At 69.5% G+C, this 17,151-nt stretch carries 17 protein-coding genes; 7 read left to right on the top strand and 10 right to left on the bottom strand.

The genetic code is table 11. The features are described 5' to 3' along the window. Positions 1-60: 60 nt before the first annotated feature. The 5 genes from ACWD02_RS17515 to miaA form a co-directional block, all read right to left on the bottom strand. The gene (locus ACWD02_RS17515; protein WP_451210969.1) at positions 61-1,548 is read right to left on the bottom strand and encodes a M1 family metallopeptidase; all 1,488 of its coding nucleotides are present in this window, start codon (positions 1,546-1,548) and stop codon (positions 61-63) included. Positions 1,549-1,657: 109 nt separating this feature from the next. Further along, complete coding sequence (locus ACWD02_RS17510; RefSeq protein WP_451210967.1) at positions 1,658-3,820, bottom strand: RelA/SpoT family protein; 2,163 nt, start codon at positions 3,818-3,820, stop codon at positions 1,658-1,660. A gap of 142 nt (positions 3,821-3,962) precedes the next feature. After that, complete coding sequence (dapF, locus tag ACWD02_RS17505) at positions 3,963-4,841, bottom strand: diaminopimelate epimerase (RefSeq protein WP_451210964.1); 879 nt, start codon at positions 4,839-4,841, stop codon at positions 3,963-3,965. Positions 4,842-4,916: 75 nt separating this feature from the next. Continuing rightward, entirely contained in the window at positions 4,917-5,378 is a 462-nt protein-coding gene (locus ACWD02_RS17500) for a hypothetical protein (protein WP_451210961.1), read from the bottom strand. A 101-nt stretch (positions 5,379-5,479) separates the two neighbouring features. Next, positions 5,480-6,418, bottom strand: a complete 939-nt coding sequence (gene miaA / locus ACWD02_RS17495) for a tRNA (adenosine(37)-N6)-dimethylallyltransferase MiaA (RefSeq protein WP_451210958.1) — start codon at positions 6,416-6,418, stop codon at positions 5,480-5,482. 182 nt (positions 6,419-6,600) lie between these two features. Here miaA and ACWD02_RS17490 point away from each other — a divergent pair, with 182 nt between their 5' ends. Together ACWD02_RS17490 and ACWD02_RS17485 are read left to right on the top strand one after the other, a co-directional pair. Further along, positions 6,601-7,008: a hypothetical protein gene (locus tag ACWD02_RS17490; RefSeq protein ID WP_451210955.1), complete on the top strand. Its 408-nt coding sequence runs from the start codon at positions 6,601-6,603 to the stop codon at positions 7,006-7,008. A gap of 25 nt (positions 7,009-7,033) precedes the next feature. Beyond that, positions 7,034-7,303 carry an antitoxin gene (locus ACWD02_RS17485; RefSeq protein ID WP_451210952.1) on the top strand — a complete coding sequence of 90 codons (270 nt, stop codon included), beginning with the start codon at positions 7,034-7,036 and terminating at the stop codon, positions 7,301-7,303. A gap of 211 nt (positions 7,304-7,514) precedes the next feature. On the opposite strand, the gene ACWD02_RS17480 is transcribed toward ACWD02_RS17485, so the two are convergent. The 3 genes from ACWD02_RS17480 to miaB form a co-directional block, all read right to left on the bottom strand. Continuing rightward, a complete protein-coding gene (locus ACWD02_RS17480) occupies positions 7,515-8,228 on the bottom strand; it encodes a class III extradiol dioxygenase subunit B-like domain-containing protein (protein WP_451210950.1) in 714 nt (237 codons plus the stop codon). A gap of 28 nt (positions 8,229-8,256) precedes the next feature. After that, positions 8,257-8,379 carry a hypothetical protein gene (locus ACWD02_RS17475; RefSeq protein ID WP_451210947.1) on the bottom strand — a complete coding sequence of 41 codons (123 nt, stop codon included), beginning with the start codon at positions 8,377-8,379 and terminating at the stop codon, positions 8,257-8,259. A 212-nt stretch (positions 8,380-8,591) separates the two neighbouring features. Beyond that, positions 8,592-10,112, bottom strand: coding sequence for a tRNA (N6-isopentenyl adenosine(37)-C2)-methylthiotransferase MiaB (miaB, locus tag ACWD02_RS17470; protein WP_451210944.1), 1,521 nt, complete (start codon positions 10,110-10,112; stop codon positions 8,592-8,594). A gap of 86 nt (positions 10,113-10,198) precedes the next feature. On the opposite strand from miaB, the gene ACWD02_RS17465 reads away from it, so the two are divergent. Beyond that, positions 10,199-11,194, top strand: a complete 996-nt coding sequence (locus tag ACWD02_RS17465) for a TAXI family TRAP transporter solute-binding subunit (protein ID WP_451210941.1) — start codon at positions 10,199-10,201, stop codon at positions 11,192-11,194. Between the two features lie 21 nt (positions 11,195-11,215). On the opposite strand, the gene ACWD02_RS17460 is transcribed toward ACWD02_RS17465, so the two are convergent. Together ACWD02_RS17460 and ACWD02_RS17455 are read right to left on the bottom strand one after the other, a co-directional pair. Beyond that, positions 11,216-12,631: an ATP-binding protein gene (locus ACWD02_RS17460; RefSeq protein WP_451210939.1), complete on the bottom strand. Its 1,416-nt coding sequence runs from the start codon at positions 12,629-12,631 to the stop codon at positions 11,216-11,218. Between the two features lie 16 nt (positions 12,632-12,647). Then, entirely contained in the window at positions 12,648-13,337 is a 690-nt protein-coding gene (locus ACWD02_RS17455) for a response regulator transcription factor (RefSeq protein ID WP_363210001.1), read from the bottom strand. Between the two features lie 288 nt (positions 13,338-13,625). Here ACWD02_RS17455 and ACWD02_RS17450 point away from each other — a divergent pair, with 288 nt between their 5' ends. From ACWD02_RS17450 to ACWD02_RS17435, 4 genes are all read left to right on the top strand, one after another. Beyond that, positions 13,626-14,405 carry an amino acid ABC transporter ATP-binding protein gene (locus ACWD02_RS17450; RefSeq protein ID WP_451210935.1) on the top strand — a complete coding sequence of 260 codons (780 nt, stop codon included), beginning with the start codon at positions 13,626-13,628 and terminating at the stop codon, positions 14,403-14,405. A gap of 56 nt (positions 14,406-14,461) precedes the next feature. Beyond that, positions 14,462-15,295 (top strand): glutamate ABC transporter substrate-binding protein, encoded by an 834-nt coding sequence (locus ACWD02_RS17445; RefSeq protein WP_451210932.1) that lies wholly within the window; start codon positions 14,462-14,464, stop codon positions 15,293-15,295. A gap of 113 nt (positions 15,296-15,408) precedes the next feature. Further along, a complete protein-coding gene (locus ACWD02_RS17440; protein ID WP_451210929.1) occupies positions 15,409-16,077 on the top strand; it encodes an amino acid ABC transporter permease in 669 nt (222 codons plus the stop codon). Next, the gene (locus ACWD02_RS17435) at positions 16,074-17,015 is read left to right on the top strand and encodes an amino acid ABC transporter permease (RefSeq protein WP_451210927.1); all 942 of its coding nucleotides are present in this window, start codon (positions 16,074-16,076) and stop codon (positions 17,013-17,015) included. Before ACWD02_RS17440 ends, ACWD02_RS17435 begins: the two co-directional genes overlap by 4 nt. The last annotated feature ends 136 nt before the right edge of the window (positions 17,016-17,151 follow it).

Here is a 17,151-nt window from a genome sequence, read left to right as displayed (position 1 = left end):
GAGCCGCAGCGGCGCCGACCTGAAGATGGTTGCACGGAACGGCCCGTCTCGTCACCCGGGTTATTTCCCTGCCGGAGCCGCCTTACGCCAGTCCGGGTGGCCCGGCATCGGCGGCGTCTTCGCGCCGTACAGCCAGGCGTCGAAGAAGCCGCTCAGATCGCGGCCCGCGGTCGACGAGGCGAGCCGGACGAAGTCCGCGGTCGTCGCGTTCCCGTCCCGGTAGGTGCGCACGAAATCGCGCTCCAGGCGGTCGAAGTTCTCCTGCCCGATCTCCTGCCGCAGCGCGTAGAGCACCAGCGCACTGCCGTCGTACACCACCGGCCGGAAGATGCTGATCTTCTGGCCCGGTGCGGGCCCCTTCGGCGCGGCCGGCGGTCCGCCCGCCGCGCGCCAGCCGTCCGACTGCCGGTAGGCCTCACGCATCCGCTTCTGGAGGGGCTTCTTCGACTTCTCCTCGGCGAAGAGTGCCTCGTACCAGGTGGCGTGCCCTTCGTTGAGCCAGAGATCGGACCAGGAACGCGGGCTCACGCTGTCGCCGAACCACTGGTGCGCCAGCTCATGCACCATGATCGAGTCCACGTACCACTCGGGGAACTCGGGCCGCTTGAACAGGTCGCTCTCGAAGAGGGAGAGCGTCTGCGTCTCGAGTTCGAAGCCGGTCCGTGCCTGCGCCATCAGCACGCCGTACGCCTCGAAGGGGTAGCGGCCGACCTTCTCCTCCATCCAGCGGATCTGGTCCGGCGTCTTCTTCAGCCAGCGCTCCATCGCCTTGCGGTCCTTGGTGGGCACCACATCGCGTACGAGGAGGCCGTGCGGCCCGGAGCGGTGGACCACGGTGGAGCGGCCGATGGACACCTGCGCCAGTTCCGTCGCCATGGGGTGGTGGGTGCGGAAGACCCGGGTCGTGGTGGGCCCCGTGTGCGCCGTGGCGACAGGCAGGCCGTTGGCGACGGCGGTGAGCCCCTTCGGGGTGGTCACACGGAACGTGAAGATCGCCTTGTCGGCGGGGTGGTCGTTGCACGGGAACACACGGTGCCCGGCGTCGGCCTGATTGGCCATGGCGAGCCCGTCGGCGGTGGGCACCCAGCCGCCGTCCTGGTTCTTCGTGGGCGCGGGGTCGCTGGTGTGCCGGACCGTGACCCGCATCCGCTCGCCCTGGTCCAGCGGGCGTGACGGTGTGACGACCAGGTCCTCACCGGTGGTCTCGAAACGGGCGGGTGCGCCGTTGATCTCGGCGGAGCGGACCTTGCCGTGGGCGAAGTCGAGGTTGACCCGCTCCAGCGGTTCGCTCACGCGGGCGTCGATCACCGTGACGGCGTCGAGCGGCTTCTTGTTGTCGCCGCGGTAGGTGAAGGCGATGTCGTACGCCATGACGTCGTACCCGGGGTTGCCCAGGTGCGGGAAGAGGCGGTCGCCGATGCCGAGCGGTTCGGCCGGTGACGGCGCGCTCGCGGCGAGGAGGGTGGCGGAGGTGGTCGCGGCCAGGAGCGCGGTCGCGATGCGAAGAGTCCTCGGCCGCGAGGCCTTGACCCGGGAGGTGAGCAGCATGAACTACCGCTATCAGCGCGAACCTTCCACACCGGTGGCGGCGCGCGCCATGCCACTCGAACGGGTCGCCAGTAGGCGGTCGGGGCGACGTCTGCACCCGGGGTGACGCCTACGAAGTCGCTGCCGCCGGGTGCTGGGCACGACTGACGTCGTACACCCCGGGCACCGCACGCATCGCACGCATCAGACCCGGAAGGTGCGCCGCGTCCGGCAGTTGCAGCGTGTACGTGTGGCGCACGCGCTGCTGGCTCGGCGGCTCGACGGTCGCCGACATGACCTCGACGCCCTCCAGGGCGATGGCTTCGGTGAGGTCGGCCAGCAGATGCGCTCGCCCGAACGATTCGGCGATCAAGGTGACCCGGCACTCCGCGCTGTCCCCCCAGCGCACACCGATCTCCGCACGCCCCACTTCCTTCATGCGCGCGACGGCCGGACACTCGACGCGGTGCACGGTGACGACCCCGCCGCGCACGGCGAAGGCGGTCACCTCGTCGGGCGGCACCGGCGTACAACAGCCCGCGAGGCGTACGGTCGCGCCTTCCCTGTCCACCACGGCGTTCGCCGCCGCGGGGCGCGGGAAGTCGGCGGCCTGCGGCGGCGGAGTCGCCTTCTCCGGGGCCGGGGCCGGGGCCGATGCGGCGGGTGCAGCGGGCGTGGGGTGGGTCGTGAGCCAGCGCCGGATGGCGATCCGCGCGCCGGGCGTGCGGGCGTGGTCGAGCCACTCGCGAGAGGGTCCGGACGCCACGTCCTGCCCCATGAGCAGCTGGACCGTGTCGCCGTCGTGCAGGACCGTGCTCAGCGTCGCGAGGCGTCCGTTGACGCGTGCACCGATGCAGGCGTGGGCGTCCTCGCCGTACTGGGCGTAGGCGGCGTCCACGCAGCTCGCGCCCGCGGGCAGTCCGAGAGTGCCGCCGTCGGGGCGGAAGACGGCGATCTCTCGGTCCTGGGCGAGGTCTTCGCGGAGGGTGGACCAGAACGTGTCGGGGTCGGGGGCCGCTTCCTGCCAGTCGAGCAGGCGGGAGAGCCAGCCGGGCCGGGTCGGGTCGGCGCGCTCGCCCTCCACGGCGTCGTCGGAAGGGGCGTCCGAAGCGGTGTCGGACTGCTCCTCCGAAGGAGGAGCGTACGGATTGTGCAGCGCGACGACGCCTGCTTCGGCGACCTTGTGCATCTGGTGCGTACGGATGAGGACTTCGGCGACCTCTCCGTCCGGGCGGGCCACGGCCGTGTGCAGCGATTGGTAGAGGTTGAACTTCGGTACGGCGATGAAGTCCTTGAACTCCGAGACCACCGGCGTGAAGCAGGTGTGCAGCTCGCCGAGCACGCCATAACAGTCCGCGTCCTCGTTCACCAGGACCAGGAGCCGCCCGAAGTCGGCCGCGCGCATCTCACCGCGTTTGCGGTGCACCCGGTGGACCGAGACGTAGTGCCGTGGCCTGATGAGGACTTCGGCCGCGATGCCCGCCTCGCGAAGCACCGCCCGGACGTCGTCCGCCGTTCCTTCCAGCGGGTCGCCGCCGCCGGCCGCGTTGGCCGCGATCAGCTCCTCGACCTCGGCGTACTCCTCCGGGTGGAGGATCGCGAACACGAGGTCCTCCAGCTCGGTCTTGAGCGCCTGCACACCGAGGCGTTCCGCGAGCGGGATGAGCACGTCCCGCGTCACCTTGGCGATACGTGCCTGTTTCTCGGGGCGCATGACACCGAGCGTGCGCATGTTGTGCAGGCGGTCGGCCAGCTTGATCGACATGACACGTACGTCGTTGCCGGTGGCCACGAGCATCTTGCGGAAGGTCTCGGGCTCGGCGGCCGCTCCGTAGTCGACCTTTTCCAGCTTCGTGACGCCGTCGACCAGATAGCAGACGTCGTCGCCGAATTCCGTGCGCACCTGATCGAGCGTCACATCGGTGTCCTCGACGGTGTCGTGGAGCAGGGACGCGGTCAAGGTGGTGGTCTCGGCGCCCAGTTGGGCGAGGATCAGGGTCACCGCGAGCGGATGTGTGATGTACGGCTCACCACTCTTGCGCATCTGGCCGCGGTGGGAGGACTCCGCGAGGACCCACGCGCGCCGCAGGGGCTCCAGATCCGCGTCCGGGTAGTGGGCGCGGTGGGCTTCCGCCACATGGCCGATCGCGTCCGGCAACCGGCCCCGCGTGGCCGACCCAAGGAGGGCTGCCCGGCCAAGCCTTCGCAGGTCAAGCCGCGGACGACCGCGCCTGCGCTGGGCTCCGGGCGTCACGGGGCCAGACATCGCAGGGTTTGTAGCCTCCGCACTCATGGGCACCTCCGGCTGCTCCGACCGGCGGTGAGCGGACGACGGCGTGCTCCGTCCGGGCCGGTGCTTGATGCTACCGAGCCCATCACGCGCCGCTGACCGCCTCTCGCCGAGCGTGAAACGGATCACCCATTCGAGCGACAGTTCACGGGTTTACAGTTTCGAGCCATTCCGCGTCGATCATGCCTTCGGCAACGATCACCGCGGGGCCCGTCATCTCGATCTCGCCGTCGGGCCGCTCGGTGATCACCAGGCTCCCACCGGGCAGATCGACGGTGTACGTGACCGGCGAACCGGTCGTCACGGGGTCGGCCCCGTCCCTGCGCGCCGCCGCGACGGCCACGGCGCACGCGCCCGTGCCGCACGAGCGGGTCTCGCCCGCGCCGCGCTCGTGCACCCGCATGGCGACGTGACGCGGGCCACGGTCGACGACGAACTCGACGTTCACACCTTGCGGGTACGCCGAAGCGGGGCTGAATGGTGGCGCGTCGTACAGCTTGCCCGCGTGGGCCAGGTCGTCGACGAAGGCGACCGCGTGCGGGTTGCCCATGTTCACGTTGCGTGCGGGCCAGTGCCGGTCGGCCACGGAGACGGTGACGTCCCCCTCGGGGAAGGACGCCTTGCCCATGCCCACGGTGACGTCCCCGCCGGCCTCGGCCTTGGCGATGTGCACGGTCTTCACGCCGCCCCGGGTCGCGACGGCCAGGTCACCCTCGCCCACCAGGCCGGCGCGCTGCAGATAGCGGGCGAAGACGCGCACGCCGTTGCCGCACATCTCGGCGATCGACCCATCGCCGTTGCGGTAGTCCATGAACCACTCGGCGTCGGCGGCCAGGTGGCGCACCTCGGGGTGCGCCGCGGTACGCACGACGTGCAGCAGACCGTCGCCCCCGATGCCCGCACGGCGGTCGCACAGGGCGGCGACAGCGGTCGGGGGCAACGCGATGGCGTTGTCGGGGTCCGGGATGATCACGAAGTCGTTCTCGGTCCCGTGCCCCTTGAGGAAGGCGATCCGCGTGCTCATTCCTCGATCGTACGGGGTAGCACGGACAGTCCGTCGTCAAGGTGACCGGCGAGGCTCTGACCTGGCGTGATGCCGTCAGCGAAGGCGCGCGACCCGCCACACGGCGAGGACGGCGACGGCGAGGAAGACCAGGGCGTACGCGGAGACGATCCGCCAGTCCGGGCGGCGTCCGGAACCGCGTTCCGGCAGCCCCGGCCAGGTGTGCCCCACGCGGCGGGCGGCCATCATGCCCCAGCCCGCGGCGCAGCTGCTGATCAGGAGCCCGAGCATGGCGACGACGGCACCGCCGTCCCCGAACTCGAAGGCGAGCGGGAAGGCGAACATCAGCGATCCGGCGGCGGCGAGTACGACGATCGGCGCGAGCTGCCAGATGCGCAGTCGGCGCTGCGGTCGCAGTTCGACCTCGACTTCCGCCGCGGCCATCGCGTCCGCGACGGGACCGTCGTCGGTCATGTCGCCCGGCATCTCATCAGGACCGTCCGGGGTCAGCTCGCCGCCGTCATGCGCGGTGTCACGAGGGCCGGCCTCCATCGCCATCCGCCCTCCCACTCCGGACTCCACTGGTCGATCGATGGTCGATGATGGCACGGCGCCAGGGGCCGGGATGACCGCCGGAGCGTCCCGATGCCATCACGTGATCAGGCTGTGACCGCTCGTTCGACCAACGCCATTGCCCGTCCTGGGAGTTCCCCTCGATCGGCCATGGCACCACTGAGCCAGTGCACCCGGGGATCGCGGCGGAACCACGAGTCCTGACGACGCGCGAAACGCTTGGTCGCGCGCACGGTCTCCGCGCGCGCCTCGTCGTCGGTGCACTCCCCCGCGAGCGCCGCGAGCACCTGCTGGTACCCGAGCGCACGCGACGCCGTACGCCCGTCGCGCAGGCCCACGGCCTCCAGGGAGCGCACCTCGTCGACGAGACCCGCGTCCCACATGCGGTCCACACGCGTGGCGATGCGTTCGTCGAGTTCGGGGCGGCCCACGTCGACGCCGATCTGGACGGTGTCGTAGACGGAGTCGTGGCCGGGGAGGTTGGCGGTGAAGGGCTTGCCGGTGATCTCGATGACCTCGAGGGCACGGACGATCCGGCGGCCGTTGCTGGGGAGGATGGCCCGGCCCGCTCCCGGGTCGGCGGCAGCGAGGCGGGCGTGGAGCGCGCCGGAGCCGTGCAGGGCGAGCTCGCCCTCCAGGCGGGCCCGGACCTCGGGGTCGGTGCCGGGGAATTCCAGGTGGTCGACGGCGCCCCTGACATAGAGCCCGGAGCCGCCGACCAGGATCGGCCAGCGTCCGTCGGCGAGGAGGCGGTCGATCTCGGCGCGCGCCAGCTTCTGGTACTCGGCGACGCTCGCGACCTCCGTGACGTCCCAGATGTCGAGGAGGTGGTGCGGCACTCCGTCGCGCTCTTCGAGCGTCAGCTTGGCGGTGCCGATGTCCATCCCTCTGTAGAGCTGCATGGAGTCGGCGTTGACGACTTCGCCGCCGAGGCGCTGGGCCAGAAAAACGCCCAGATCGGACTTTCCTGCCGCGGTCGGCCCGACGACGGCGATGACCCGCGGTGCGGGAGCTGCTCTACTCACCGCCCCAGTCTCGCAAACCCCGCGGCGACTTCCCGAACGAGCTACGTGACGCCACACGTCCGGGGTCGTTGCCTGTTGCGAGGTTCCGGCCGCCGGTTTTGAGGATCGGCGACCCGGGAGGCGCAACAGGGCGCACCGGGCGGCGCGGGATTTCGCCCACACGAGTACCGTATGGAGTAGATATGGGCGTTTTTGCACGGTTCCGTAGGAAGTCCAAGGACACGGAAGAGGCGTCCACGGCCGAGGCGGCAGCGGGCGCCCGCACGGCCGAGGCGGAAGCGGCCGGGAAGTCCACCGAACCGGAGGCCGACAAGGGCGAGGCCAAGGCCGAAGCCGCCGTCGGGGACGAGCCCAAGGGCGCGGCCGAAGCCGGGACGGCGTCCGCCAAGAAGGCCGACGAAAAGGCCGAGGCGAAGGCAGAGGCGGCGGCCGAAGCCAAAACCGAGTCCGAGTCCGAGTCCAAGGGCAAGTCCGGTGACGAGCCGGACGACACCGAGGCGGCCTCCGGGGAGAACGTGGACATCCCGAAGCAGCAGTCCGCCGAGAAGGCAGCCGACAACGACGAAGCCGACGAAGGCGCCCGCAAGTGACTCCCCCGGCGAGGGAAGGTGACCGATGGGCTTCCTGCAGAACCTGAAGAACAAGCTCGCCCCGGCCAAGGGCAAGGTCGCGGGCCTCGCGCAGCAGCACGGGGACAGGATCGACCAGGGTCTCGACAAGGCCGCGCAAGTGGTCGACGCCAAGACCAAGGGCAAGTACAGCGACAAGATCCAGACGGGGACGGGCAAGGCGAAGGACGCCGTGGACCGCCTCGCCGGAACGCCCGACAAGGGCAAGGGCACGGGTGGCGGGCCCACCCCTCCGACGCCTCCTCCGGCTTCCTGAACCACCGGCTGAATCACTCGTCGGCTCACCGGCCGCATGACGGCGCCGGAGCGCCGGCTGAGTACGTCGCCAGGTCACCCGCTGAACGACTCCGGCGGACGGCCGTGGAGCGCCACCAGCTCCGCGGCCGTCGCCGTGCGTCGGCCGTGCGGATGGCGGGGCTCCGCGTCGGCGCCTCAGGCCGCGCGTGCGGCTCGCGCCGCGCCGGCCGCTACGACCAGGTGGACACCAGATACCCGACGCCGTACGGAGCGTCCTCGTAGAGCAGCTCGCCACTCAGGCCCGCGCCCTCGGCCGCGCCCGCGAGCACCTGCCACGGTGCCCGCCCCGCCACCTTCAGTTCATACGCCAGCTCCTCGTCCAGCGCCTTGAGCGCCTCGATGTCCGCGGCGCCCAGCGCACGAGCGACCTCCGCGTCGAAGCCGGCCGCCCGCTCGTCGAGATACCCCGGTGCCTTCAGCGTGCGGCACGCGCTGGCGTCGCCCATCACCAGCAGTGCCACGCGGTCGGCCCCCGCCGCGATTTCCCTTCCGACTTGGATACACCGCTCGGCCTCCAGAGGTTCCCCCACCCCGAGACCTTCGAGCGGGGCCGCCGACCATTTCGTGCGGTCGAGCAGCCAGGCAGCCACGGCGAGCGAAGGCGGAAGGAGGCCCTCCGCCACATCGTCGCCGGAAGGCCCGAGGCGGACGTAGAGGTCCACGCCGAAGCCACGGAAGGACCCACGCGCGCCCTGAGGATGCGGGCCACGCCCGCTCTCCCCGGCGGGGCCGACCACGACAAGCCGGTCGGCGCGTGAGGCCGCGAGCACCCCGATGGCGTCCGTGCACGCGGCGCGCGCGGCGTCCAGTTCGGGGGCGGCACCCGCGGCCACCTCGGGGACGAGCAAGGGTGGGCAGGGGCAGACGGCTGCGGCGACAAGCATGATCCGCAGCGTAACGCTCGTCGGCGCACTAGTAGGAGATCGGTCCCGAGTCCCATTCCGGCTCGGAGATCGAGAAGCGGTACGGGAAAGATCCCCCCGACGAGCCGTCGCCGATCACCATCCAGCCGTCGGCCGTGCGGTAGGGCCGCATCCGTACGGGATAACGCGGGTGCTTGGGCGGTACAGGCGGACGAACTCCGCGAACCGCTCCACCGCCTCCTCATGCGTGCCGTCCACCGTGGCCATCAGCTCGAACAGATGCCAAGCCCCCGGCCCCGGCGGGTTCTCCATCATCAGCGCCCAGCGCGCCATCGGCCCGCCCCCCGTTGTCCGCCACCCGATCGTCGAACGTGCTCGTCCAGGTCAGTCGCAGCCGCAGCCACTGCCGGCGGCCACCGGAAGCGGCTCGGGGGCGCCGATCTTCGGCAGCCCGAGCATCACGCCCGCGGGCTTGGCGGCCGCCTCGGCGTTGCGCTTCTCCCAGGCGTCCCCCGCGCGCGTGGGGCGCACGTTCAGGACGGGGCCCTCGGCGAGCAGGTGGTGCGGCGCCGCGTAGGTGATCTCGACCGTCACGACGTCACCGGGGCGGACCTCGGTGTCGGGCTTGGTGAAGTGGACCAGGCGGTTGTCCGGGGCGCGTCCGGAGAGGCGGTGGGTGGAGCCGTCCTTGCGGCCCTCGCCCTCGGCCACCATCAGCTCCAGGGTCCTGCCGACCTGCTTCTTGTTCTCGTCCCAGGCGATCTCCTCCTGGAGGGCGGACAGACGCATGTAGCGCGCCTGCACGACCTCCTTGGGGATCTGCCCCTCCATGGTCGCCGCGGGCGTACCGGGGCGCTTGGAGTACTGGAAGGTGAAGGCGTTGGCGAAGCGGGCCTCGCGGACCACGTGCATCGTCTGCTCGAAGTCCTCCTCGGTCTCCCCGGGGAAGCCGACGATGATGTCGGTGGTGATCGCGGCCTCGGGCATGGCGGCGCGGACCTTCTCGATGATGCCGAGGAAGCGGTCCTGGCGGTACGAGCGGCGCATCGCCTTGAGGATGGGGTCCGAGCCGGACTGGAGCGGCATGTGCAGCTGCGGCATCACGTTCGGGGTCTCGGCCATGGCCGCGATCACGTCGTCCGTGAAGTCGCGCGGGTGCGGGGACGTGAAGCGCACGCGCTCCAGGCCCTCGATCTTCCCGCAGGCCCGCAGGAGCTTGCTGAAGGCCTCGCGGTCACCGATGTCCGAGCCGTACGCGTTCACGTTCTGGCCGAGCAGGGTGATCTCGGAGACGCCCTCGGAGACGAGCGCCTCGATCTCGGCGAGGATGTCGCCGGTCCTGCGGTCCTTCTCCTTGCCGCGCAGGGCGGGCACGATGCAGAAGGTGCAGGTGTTGTTGCAGCCGACGGAGATGGAGACCCATGCCGCGTACGCGCTCTCGCGGCGCGTGGGCAGCGTCGAGGGGAACGCCTCCAGGGATTCGGCGATCTCGACCTGCGCCTCCTCCTGGACGCGGGCCCGCTCCAGGAGGACCGGCAGCTTGCCGATGTTGTGCGTACCGAAGACGACGTCGACCCAGGGGGCCTTCTTGACGATGGTGTCGCGGTCCTTCTGGGCCAGGCAGCCGCCGACGGCGATCTGCATGCCGGGCCGCTTGGTCTTCATCGGCGCCAGGCGGCCGAGGTTCCCGTAGAGACGGTTGTCGGCGTTCTCCCGGACGGCGCACGTGTTGAAGACGACCACGTCGGCGTCGCCGTCCGAGCCCTCGGGCGCACGTTCGTATCCGGCGCCCTCGAGGAGACCGGAGAGACGCTCCGAATCGTGGACGTTCATCTGGCACCCGTAAGTGCGTACCTCGTACGTTCCTTTAACGCCCACTGCCTGTTCCCGGTCGCCGCTGCTCATGTGACAAGGGTAGGCGGTCGCGGGAGTGTCCCCGCCGGGAGCTCTGCCCTGGCCATGGTGGCGAGTGGCCTGGCAGGATCGCGCGCATGCTCACGGCACTCCCCCACATCAGCAGGCGGCGCGCACTCCAGGGTGCGGCGGCCGCCCTCGTGGTCTTCGGGCTCCTGATGTGGTGGCTCGTCCCGGTGGGCGACGACTCCCCGAAGGGCCGGATGACGTTCAGCACAGGCGTCAAGAACGCCGTGTACGAGCGGTACGGCAAGCTCCTGCGGACCGCGGTCTCCCAGGACATGCCCAAGGTGGACGTGGAGCTCCTCAACAGCGAGGGGTCGCAGCAGAACGTCGAGCGGGTGGCCACGGGGAAGGCCGACTTCACCATCGCGGCCGCCGACGCCGTGGAGAAGTACCGGCTGGAGGGGCGTGCGGGTGCGGACGGGCTCCGGGGTTGTGCGCGGCTGTACGACGACTACGTGCAGCTCGTCGTCCGGCGCTCGTCCGACATCGACAAGGCGCAGGACCTGCGGGGCAAGAAGGTGGCCGTGGGGCAGCCGCGCTCGGGCGTGCGGCTGATAGCGGACCGGGTGCTCAAGGCCGCCGACCTCGATCCGGAGAAGGACCTCACGGCGCTGCACGCCGGGATCGACAAGGCGCCCGACCTCCTCAAGAAGGGCGACATCGACGCCTTCTTCTGGTCGGGCGGGCTGCCGACCACGACGGTGCGGCTGCTCTCCGAGGAGTTCGACATCCGCCTCGTCGAGCTGGGCACCCTCGTGGACGCGCTGCACGAGCAGGGCGGAGCCTCCCGCTACTACCGGGCGGCGGTGATGCCCGCCGACGCCTACCCGGCCGCCCAGCAGAACGACGCCGTACCCACCCTGGCCGTGGCGAACCTCCTGGTGACGACGGACCGGGCGGACCCGAAGCTGACCGAGGGGCTGACCCGCACGGTGATCGACAGCCGCGACCACATCGGCGGCAAGGTGCACGCGGCCCAGCTGGTGGACCTGCGGACGGCGCTCTACACGGACCCGTTGGACCTGCACGAGGGTGCGCGCCGCTACTACCGGTCGGTCAAGCCGTAGCCGTAGCCGTTGCCCTTGCCGTCAGGCCTGGTGCCCGGGTTCGCCACGTGGCACCCCGACGGTCACCCGCAGTCCGTGCGGCTCGTTCTGCTCGTACGTGATGAAGCCGCCGCCCGCGGTGAGCAGGGCGCGCGAGATGGACAGGCCGAGGCCCGATCCCTTGACGTTCTGATGGCGATTGCTGCGCCAGAAGCGGTCACCGATGCGGGCCAGTTCGTCCTCCGTGAGGCCGGGGCCGCCGTCCGTGATCACTACGGTCGTCCGCTCACCGCTCCAGGAGACCTTCACCCGCACCTCCTCGCCCTCGGGCGTGAACTTGAGGGCGTTGTCGATCACCGCGTCCAGGGCGCTGGACAGCGCGACCGGGTCGGCCCAGCCGGTGGTCGCCGGGCAGTGGCCCGTCAGCCGCACCCCGCGCTCCTCGGCGAGCGGCCGCCAGGCACCGACCCGTTCGGCCGCGAGCTCCCCGATGTCGGTGAGCCGCAGATCAGCCGCGGCGTGCTCGGCCAGGGCGAGGCCCAAGAGGTCGTCGAGCACTTGGGCGAGGCGTTTGCCCTCGGTGCGCACGGAGGCGATCTCCTCGTTGCCCTCGGGCAGTTCCAGGGCGAGCAGCTCGATGCGGAGCAGCAGCGCGGAGAGCGGGTTGCGCAGTTGATGCGAGGCGTCGGCGACGAAGGCCCGCTGCTGCTCGAGCACGTCCTCGACGTTGTCGGCCATCTCGTTGAACGACCGGGCCAGGCGCCTCAGTTCCGGCGGCCCGCCCGCGGCCGCCACCCGCGACTTCAGGCGCCCGGTCGCTATGTCGTGCGTGGTCGCGTCCAGGACCCGCACCGGACGCAGCACCCAACCGGTGAGACGCAGCGCGGCACCGACCGCGAGCAGCATCGCCGCCAACTCGCCGGCACCGATGAGCAGCCAGCCCTGCAGCGTCTGCGAACGCATGCGTCCCGTGGGTGAGTCGGTGACGACGACGGCGATGACGTCCCCGTCCCTGATCACCGGGGACGCGACGACGAGCCGGCCGCGCTGCCAGGGCCAGACCTGGCGCGGATTGTGGCTTCCACGGGACCTGAGGGCCTCTTCGAAGGCCTCGCGCACCTCGGCGCCCCTGGGAGGCAGGAACCAGTCCTTGGGGGCGTGAGCCATGGGCTCACCGTCCCGGAAGAAGACGCCCGCCTTGATCCCGTAGACCTCGTGGTAGTAGGCGAGTTCGGTCTCGAGGGTTTCGCGCCGTTCGTCCTTGTCCCGCGTGCGCGAACCCGTGGGACGTTTCGTGACGAACTGCGCGAGTGCCGCGAACCGCGCCGTGTCGTCGATCCGGTCAATGACCACCTTCTGCTGCTGCGCCGCCGCCACGCTCACCGCGAGCGGGAAACCGAGCGCGAGCAGCACACCCGCCATGAGGACGATGAGCAGCGGGAGGAGGCGAGAGCGCACCTGACCTCGCTACTCGCTACGCGGCCGGGGCCACGAGCCGATAGCCCACGCCCCGGACGGTCTCGATCAGGGCCGGCATGTGCAACTTGGAGCGCAGGGAGGCGACATGCACCTCAAGGGTGCGCCCCGTTCCCTCCCAGCTGGTGCGCCACACCTCGCTGATGATCTGCTCCCGGCGGAACACCACACCGGGCCGCTGCGCGAGGAGCGCGAGCAGGTCGAACTCCTTGCGGGTCAGCTGGACCGTCGAACCGTCCACGCTGACCTGCCGGGTGGGCAGTTCAATGCGTACGGAACCGAGGCGCAGTTCGCTGTCGGCGGGGCCCGCGGCGGCGCCGGACGGGGGCCGGCGGATGACTGCGTGGATGCGGGCGATGAGCTCCCCGGTGTCGTACGGCTTCACCACGTAGTCGTCGGCCCCGAGATTCAGGCCATGGATCCGCGAGCGCACGTCGGCACGCGCCGTCACCATGATCACGGGGATCGATCCGCGCTTGCGGATCTTTCCGCACACTTCGTAGCCGTCCTGGTCGGGCAGCCCCAGGTCGAGGAGCACGACTCCGAAGGGTGCCGTCGCGCCGGGCAGCAGGGCCTGCAGCGCTTCCTCGCCGCTGCGGGCGTGCACGACGTCGAAGCCGTGCCTGGCCAGGACCGCGGACAGGGCGGCGGCCACATGATCGTCGTCCTCGACGAGGAGCAGTCTCATACGGGCCCCCTCCGGTTCATCGGTCGTTCGGTTCGCGCTCGCCGATGGCCGGTACGCGCGCGTGCACACGCACCATGGCATCCACGCCGATGAGTAAGGACCGCGTCAAGAGGGTTCGGGTCACGGGCACGTTCCGTTATGGAGCCGGTACGCGCCCCGGCGTCCCCGTTCACACGGTGTGTCCGGTTGCGGCCGGATCGTTATGCTCAATTTCCCCTCAGATGTAATGACGCTGGTCGCACCGGGTTATTACTGTCCTCCCAACCGAGGAGGATGGAGCAACAAGCCGTGACCGAAGTATCGGTGACCAAGGACGCCATACCGCCCGGGGCGGACGACCTGGTCGTGCTGAAGAACGTCAACAAGCACTTCGGCGCTCTGCACGTCCTCCAGGACATCGACCTGACCATCACCCGCGGTGAGGTCGTCGTCGTGATCGGCCCCTCCGGGTCGGGCAAGTCGACGCTGTGCCGCGCCATCAACCGCCTGGAGACGGTCGAGTCGGGAGAGATCTCGATCGACGGCAAGCCACTGCCCCAGGAGGGCAAGGAGCTCGCCCGTCTCCGTGCGGACGTGGGCATGGTCTTCCAGTCCTTCAACCTTTTCGCGCACAAGACCGTGCTCGAGAACGTGATGCTGGGCCAGATCAAGGTGCGCAAGACGTCCAAGGCGGAAGCAGAGACAAAGGCACGCGGCCTCCTGGACCGTGTGGGTGTCGCCACGCAGGCCGACAAGTACCCCGCACAGCTCTCCGGTGGCCAGCAGCAACGTGTCGCGATCGCCCGCGCGTTGGCCATGGACCCCAAGGTGATGCTCTTCGACGAGCCCACGTCGGCGCTCGACCCGGAGATGATCAACGAGGTCCTCGAGGTCATGCAGCAGCTCGCGCGTGACGGCATGACCATGGTCGTGGTCACCCACGAGATGGGCTTCGCACGCTCCGCGGCCAACCGCGTCGTCTTCATGGCGGACGGCCGGATCGTCGAAGAGGCCGTGCCGGACCAGTTCTTCAGCAACCCGCGCAGCGACCGGGCCAAGGACTTCCTGTCGAAGATCCTTCACCACTGACGCGTGGTTCTCCCCTGCGTCTCAACCCTCTTCTGCCGAAACAAAGGATGTTCACCATGAAGGCTCGCAAGGTCACCGCGGCAGCCGCCGCCGTACTCGCGCTCTCCGTCACCGCCACGGCCTGTGGCTCGGACGACAAGGACGACAAGGGCTCCGGTGGTGGCAAGAAGATCACCATCGGCATCAAGTTCGACCAGCCGGGTGTCGGCCTGAAGACGCCGGACGGCTACACCGGCTTCGACGTCGATGTCGCGACCTACGTCGCCAAGGAGCTCGGCTACGAGGCCGGGGACATCGAGTGGAAGGAAACGCCCAGCGCGGACCGCGAGACCGCCCTGCAGCGCGGTGACGTCAAGTTCATCGCGGCGTCGTACTCCATCAACGAGGAGCGCGAGAAGAAGGTCGACTTCGCCGGGCCGTACCTCCTCGCCCACCAGGACCTGCTCGTGCGGTCCGACGACAAGATCTCCAAGGGCACGGACCTCAACGGCAAGAAGCTCTGCTCGGTGACCGGCTCCACCTCGGCGCAGAACGTCAAGAAGGAGATCGCGCCGAAGGCCCAGCTGCGCGAGTACAGCACCTACTCCGAGTGCATCGACGGCCTGGGCAGCAGCGCCGTCGACGCGCTGACCACGGACGACTCGATCCTCGCGGGTTACGCGGCGCAGGAGCAGTACAAGGGCAAGTACAAGCTCGCCGGCCTGAAGCTGACCAACGAGAACTACGGCATCGGCATCAAGAAGGGCGACACCAAGCTCAAGGACCAGATCAACAAGGCCCTCGAGAAGATGGTCTCGGACAAGTCCTGGGACAAGGCCGTCAAGAAGAACTTCGGTCCGGCCAACTACAAGAACGAGCCCGCCCCGAAGATCGGCGACATCGTCAAGTGACCTCGTGGGAGCGGCTCCTGAAGCCGGTCCACTGACAGGGCACACGCCGGTACGCCGCCGCTCAAACGCGGCGGCGTACCTCGCCATCACCACATGCGAGAGCGCGGGAGATCGTGTTCGACTTTCTTGAAGACTACGACTTGCTCGAGGCCTTCTGGATGACGGTGAAGCTCACCGTCTTCGCAGGCATCGGTTCCTTGGTCTGGGGCACTCTGCTGGCCGCCATGCGGGTCAGCCCGGTTCCGGTCATGCGTTGGTTCGGTACCGCATACGTCAACATCGTGCGGAACATCCCACTGACCGTCATCATCGTGTTCAGCTCGCTCGGGCTCGCCGATGTCTTCGGCATCACTCTGGGTGCGGGCAACGACTTCGACACGCTGGGCTTCCGTCTCTCGGTGCTCGGCCTCGGCGCCTATACGGCGGCGTTCGTGTGCGAGGCGGTGCGGTCCGGCATCAACACGGTGCCGCTGGGCCAGGCGGAAGCTGCACGCGCCCTCGGGCTGGGCTTCAGTCAGGTCCTCGGTCTCATCGTGCTGCCGCAGGCTTTCCGCTCCGTGATCGGCCCCCTCACCAACGTACTGATCGCCCTGACCAAGAACACCACGGTCGCAGCGGCCATCGGTGTGGCGGAGGCGGCTCTGCTGATGAAGGAAATGATCGAAAATGAGGCGCAGTTGTTCCTCATCACCGCGATATTCGCGCTCGGATTCGTGGTGCTGACCCTGCCGACGGGCCTGATACTCGGCTGGCTCGGCAAGCGTCTGGCGGTGAAGCGATGACTTCCGTCCTGTATGACGCACCCGGGCCGCGCGCCAAGCGGCGCAACGTCCTTCTCTCCCTGCTCTTCCTTGTGCTCATTCTTCTGGGTCTCTGGTGGGCCTGGACCATGATGTCCGACAAGGGGCAGCTGGAGTGGGCCAAGTGGGAGCCCTGGCTCGCCGACTCCGAGGCATGGACGACGTATCTCCTGCCAGGACTCGCGAACACGCTGAAGGCAGCAGGCCTCGCCATGCTGATCGCACTTCCACTGGGCGCGCTCTTCGGTATCGCACGGCTCTCCGACCACCGGTGGATCAGGGTTCCCGCCGGGGCCGTCGTCGAGTTCTTCCGGGCGATCCCGGTACTGATCCTGATGGTCTTCGCCAACCAGTTCTACTCGACGTCCGGCGACATCAGCGTCGACGCACGCCCCATGTACGCCGTGGTGACGGGCCTGGTGCTCTACAACGCCTCGGTGCTGGCCGAGATCGTGCGGGCGGGCATCCTGTCGCTGCCCAAGGGCCAGACGGAAGCCGCCAAGGCGATCGGCCTGCGCAAGGGCCAGACGATGAGGAGCGTGCTGCTTCCGCAGTCCGTGACCGCGATGCTCCCGGCGCTCGTCAGCCAGCTCGTCGTCATCGTCAAGGACACCGCGCTCGGCGGCGCGATGCTCAGCTTCACCGAACTGCTCAACGCCCGGAAGACGGCGGCGTCGTACTACGCGAGCGTCATCCCCAGCTTCATCATCGTCGCGCTGATCTTCATCGTGCTGAACCTGCTGCTCACCAGCCTCGCCTCCTGGCTGGAGCGCCGAATGCGGCAGTCCAAGAAGAGCACGGGCGCCGTGGTGGGCCCCGAAGCGCTCGAAAACCTGGAGACGATCGGCCCCAAGACGGTCCGTAGGGACCACGATGCGGGCGGCGGGGGCGGATTCGGCGCGGCTGGCGGCGGAGGCTAGCGGCATCTCCTGAACGGTCGGCCAAACGACGGAGGCAGTGGCATACGGCCACTGCCTCCGTCGTTTCGGTGTCACATACGGGCCTTTGCCGCCGCCCACACCATCGGTGTGATCTGCCGACAGCCTTGTCACGCGT

The sequence above is a fragment of the Streptomyces sp. NPDC002853 genome, assembly GCF_053591915.1.
The sequence above is the reverse complement of the archived record's forward strand: the minus strand, read 5'-3'. Positions and strand labels throughout refer to the sequence as shown.

What these genes read in the sequence shown, in the direction of transcription:
- ACWD02_RS17480 (WP_451210950.1), bottom strand. Translation starts at nt 8,228, where the DNA reads ATGCTTGTCGCCGCAGCCGTCTGCCCCTGCCCACCCTTGCTCGTCCCC.
- ACWD02_RS17475 (WP_451210947.1), bottom strand. Translation starts at nt 8,379, where the DNA reads ATGCGGCCCTACCGCACGGCCGACGGCTGGATGGTGATCGGCGACGGC.
- ACWD02_RS17445 (WP_451210932.1), top strand. Translation starts at nt 14,462, where the DNA reads ATGAAGGCTCGCAAGGTCACCGCGGCAGCCGCCGCCGTACTCGCGCTC.
- ACWD02_RS17510 (WP_451210967.1), bottom strand. Translation starts at nt 3,820, where the DNA reads ATGAGTGCGGAGGCTACAAACCCTGCGATGTCTGGCCCCGTGACGCCC.
- ACWD02_RS17490 (WP_451210955.1), top strand. Translation starts at nt 6,601, where the DNA reads ATGGGCGTTTTTGCACGGTTCCGTAGGAAGTCCAAGGACACGGAAGAG.
- ACWD02_RS17455 (WP_363210001.1), bottom strand. Translation starts at nt 13,337, where the DNA reads ATGAGACTGCTCCTCGTCGAGGACGACGATCATGTGGCCGCCGCCCTG.
- ACWD02_RS17435 (WP_451210927.1), top strand. Translation starts at nt 16,074, where the DNA reads ATGACTTCCGTCCTGTATGACGCACCCGGGCCGCGCGCCAAGCGGCGC.
- ACWD02_RS17465 (WP_451210941.1), top strand. Translation starts at nt 10,199, where the DNA reads ATGCTCACGGCACTCCCCCACATCAGCAGGCGGCGCGCACTCCAGGGT.
- ACWD02_RS17485 (WP_451210952.1), top strand. Translation starts at nt 7,034, where the DNA reads ATGGGCTTCCTGCAGAACCTGAAGAACAAGCTCGCCCCGGCCAAGGGC.
- ACWD02_RS17515 (WP_451210969.1), bottom strand. Translation starts at nt 1,548, where the DNA reads ATGCTGCTCACCTCCCGGGTCAAGGCCTCGCGGCCGAGGACTCTTCGC.
- miaB (WP_451210944.1), bottom strand. Translation starts at nt 10,112, where the DNA reads ATGAGCAGCGGCGACCGGGAACAGGCAGTGGGCGTTAAAGGAACGTAC.
- ACWD02_RS17500 (WP_451210961.1), bottom strand. Translation starts at nt 5,378, where the DNA reads ATGGCGATGGAGGCCGGCCCTCGTGACACCGCGCATGACGGCGGCGAG.
- dapF (WP_451210964.1), bottom strand. Translation starts at nt 4,841, where the DNA reads ATGAGCACGCGGATCGCCTTCCTCAAGGGGCACGGGACCGAGAACGAC.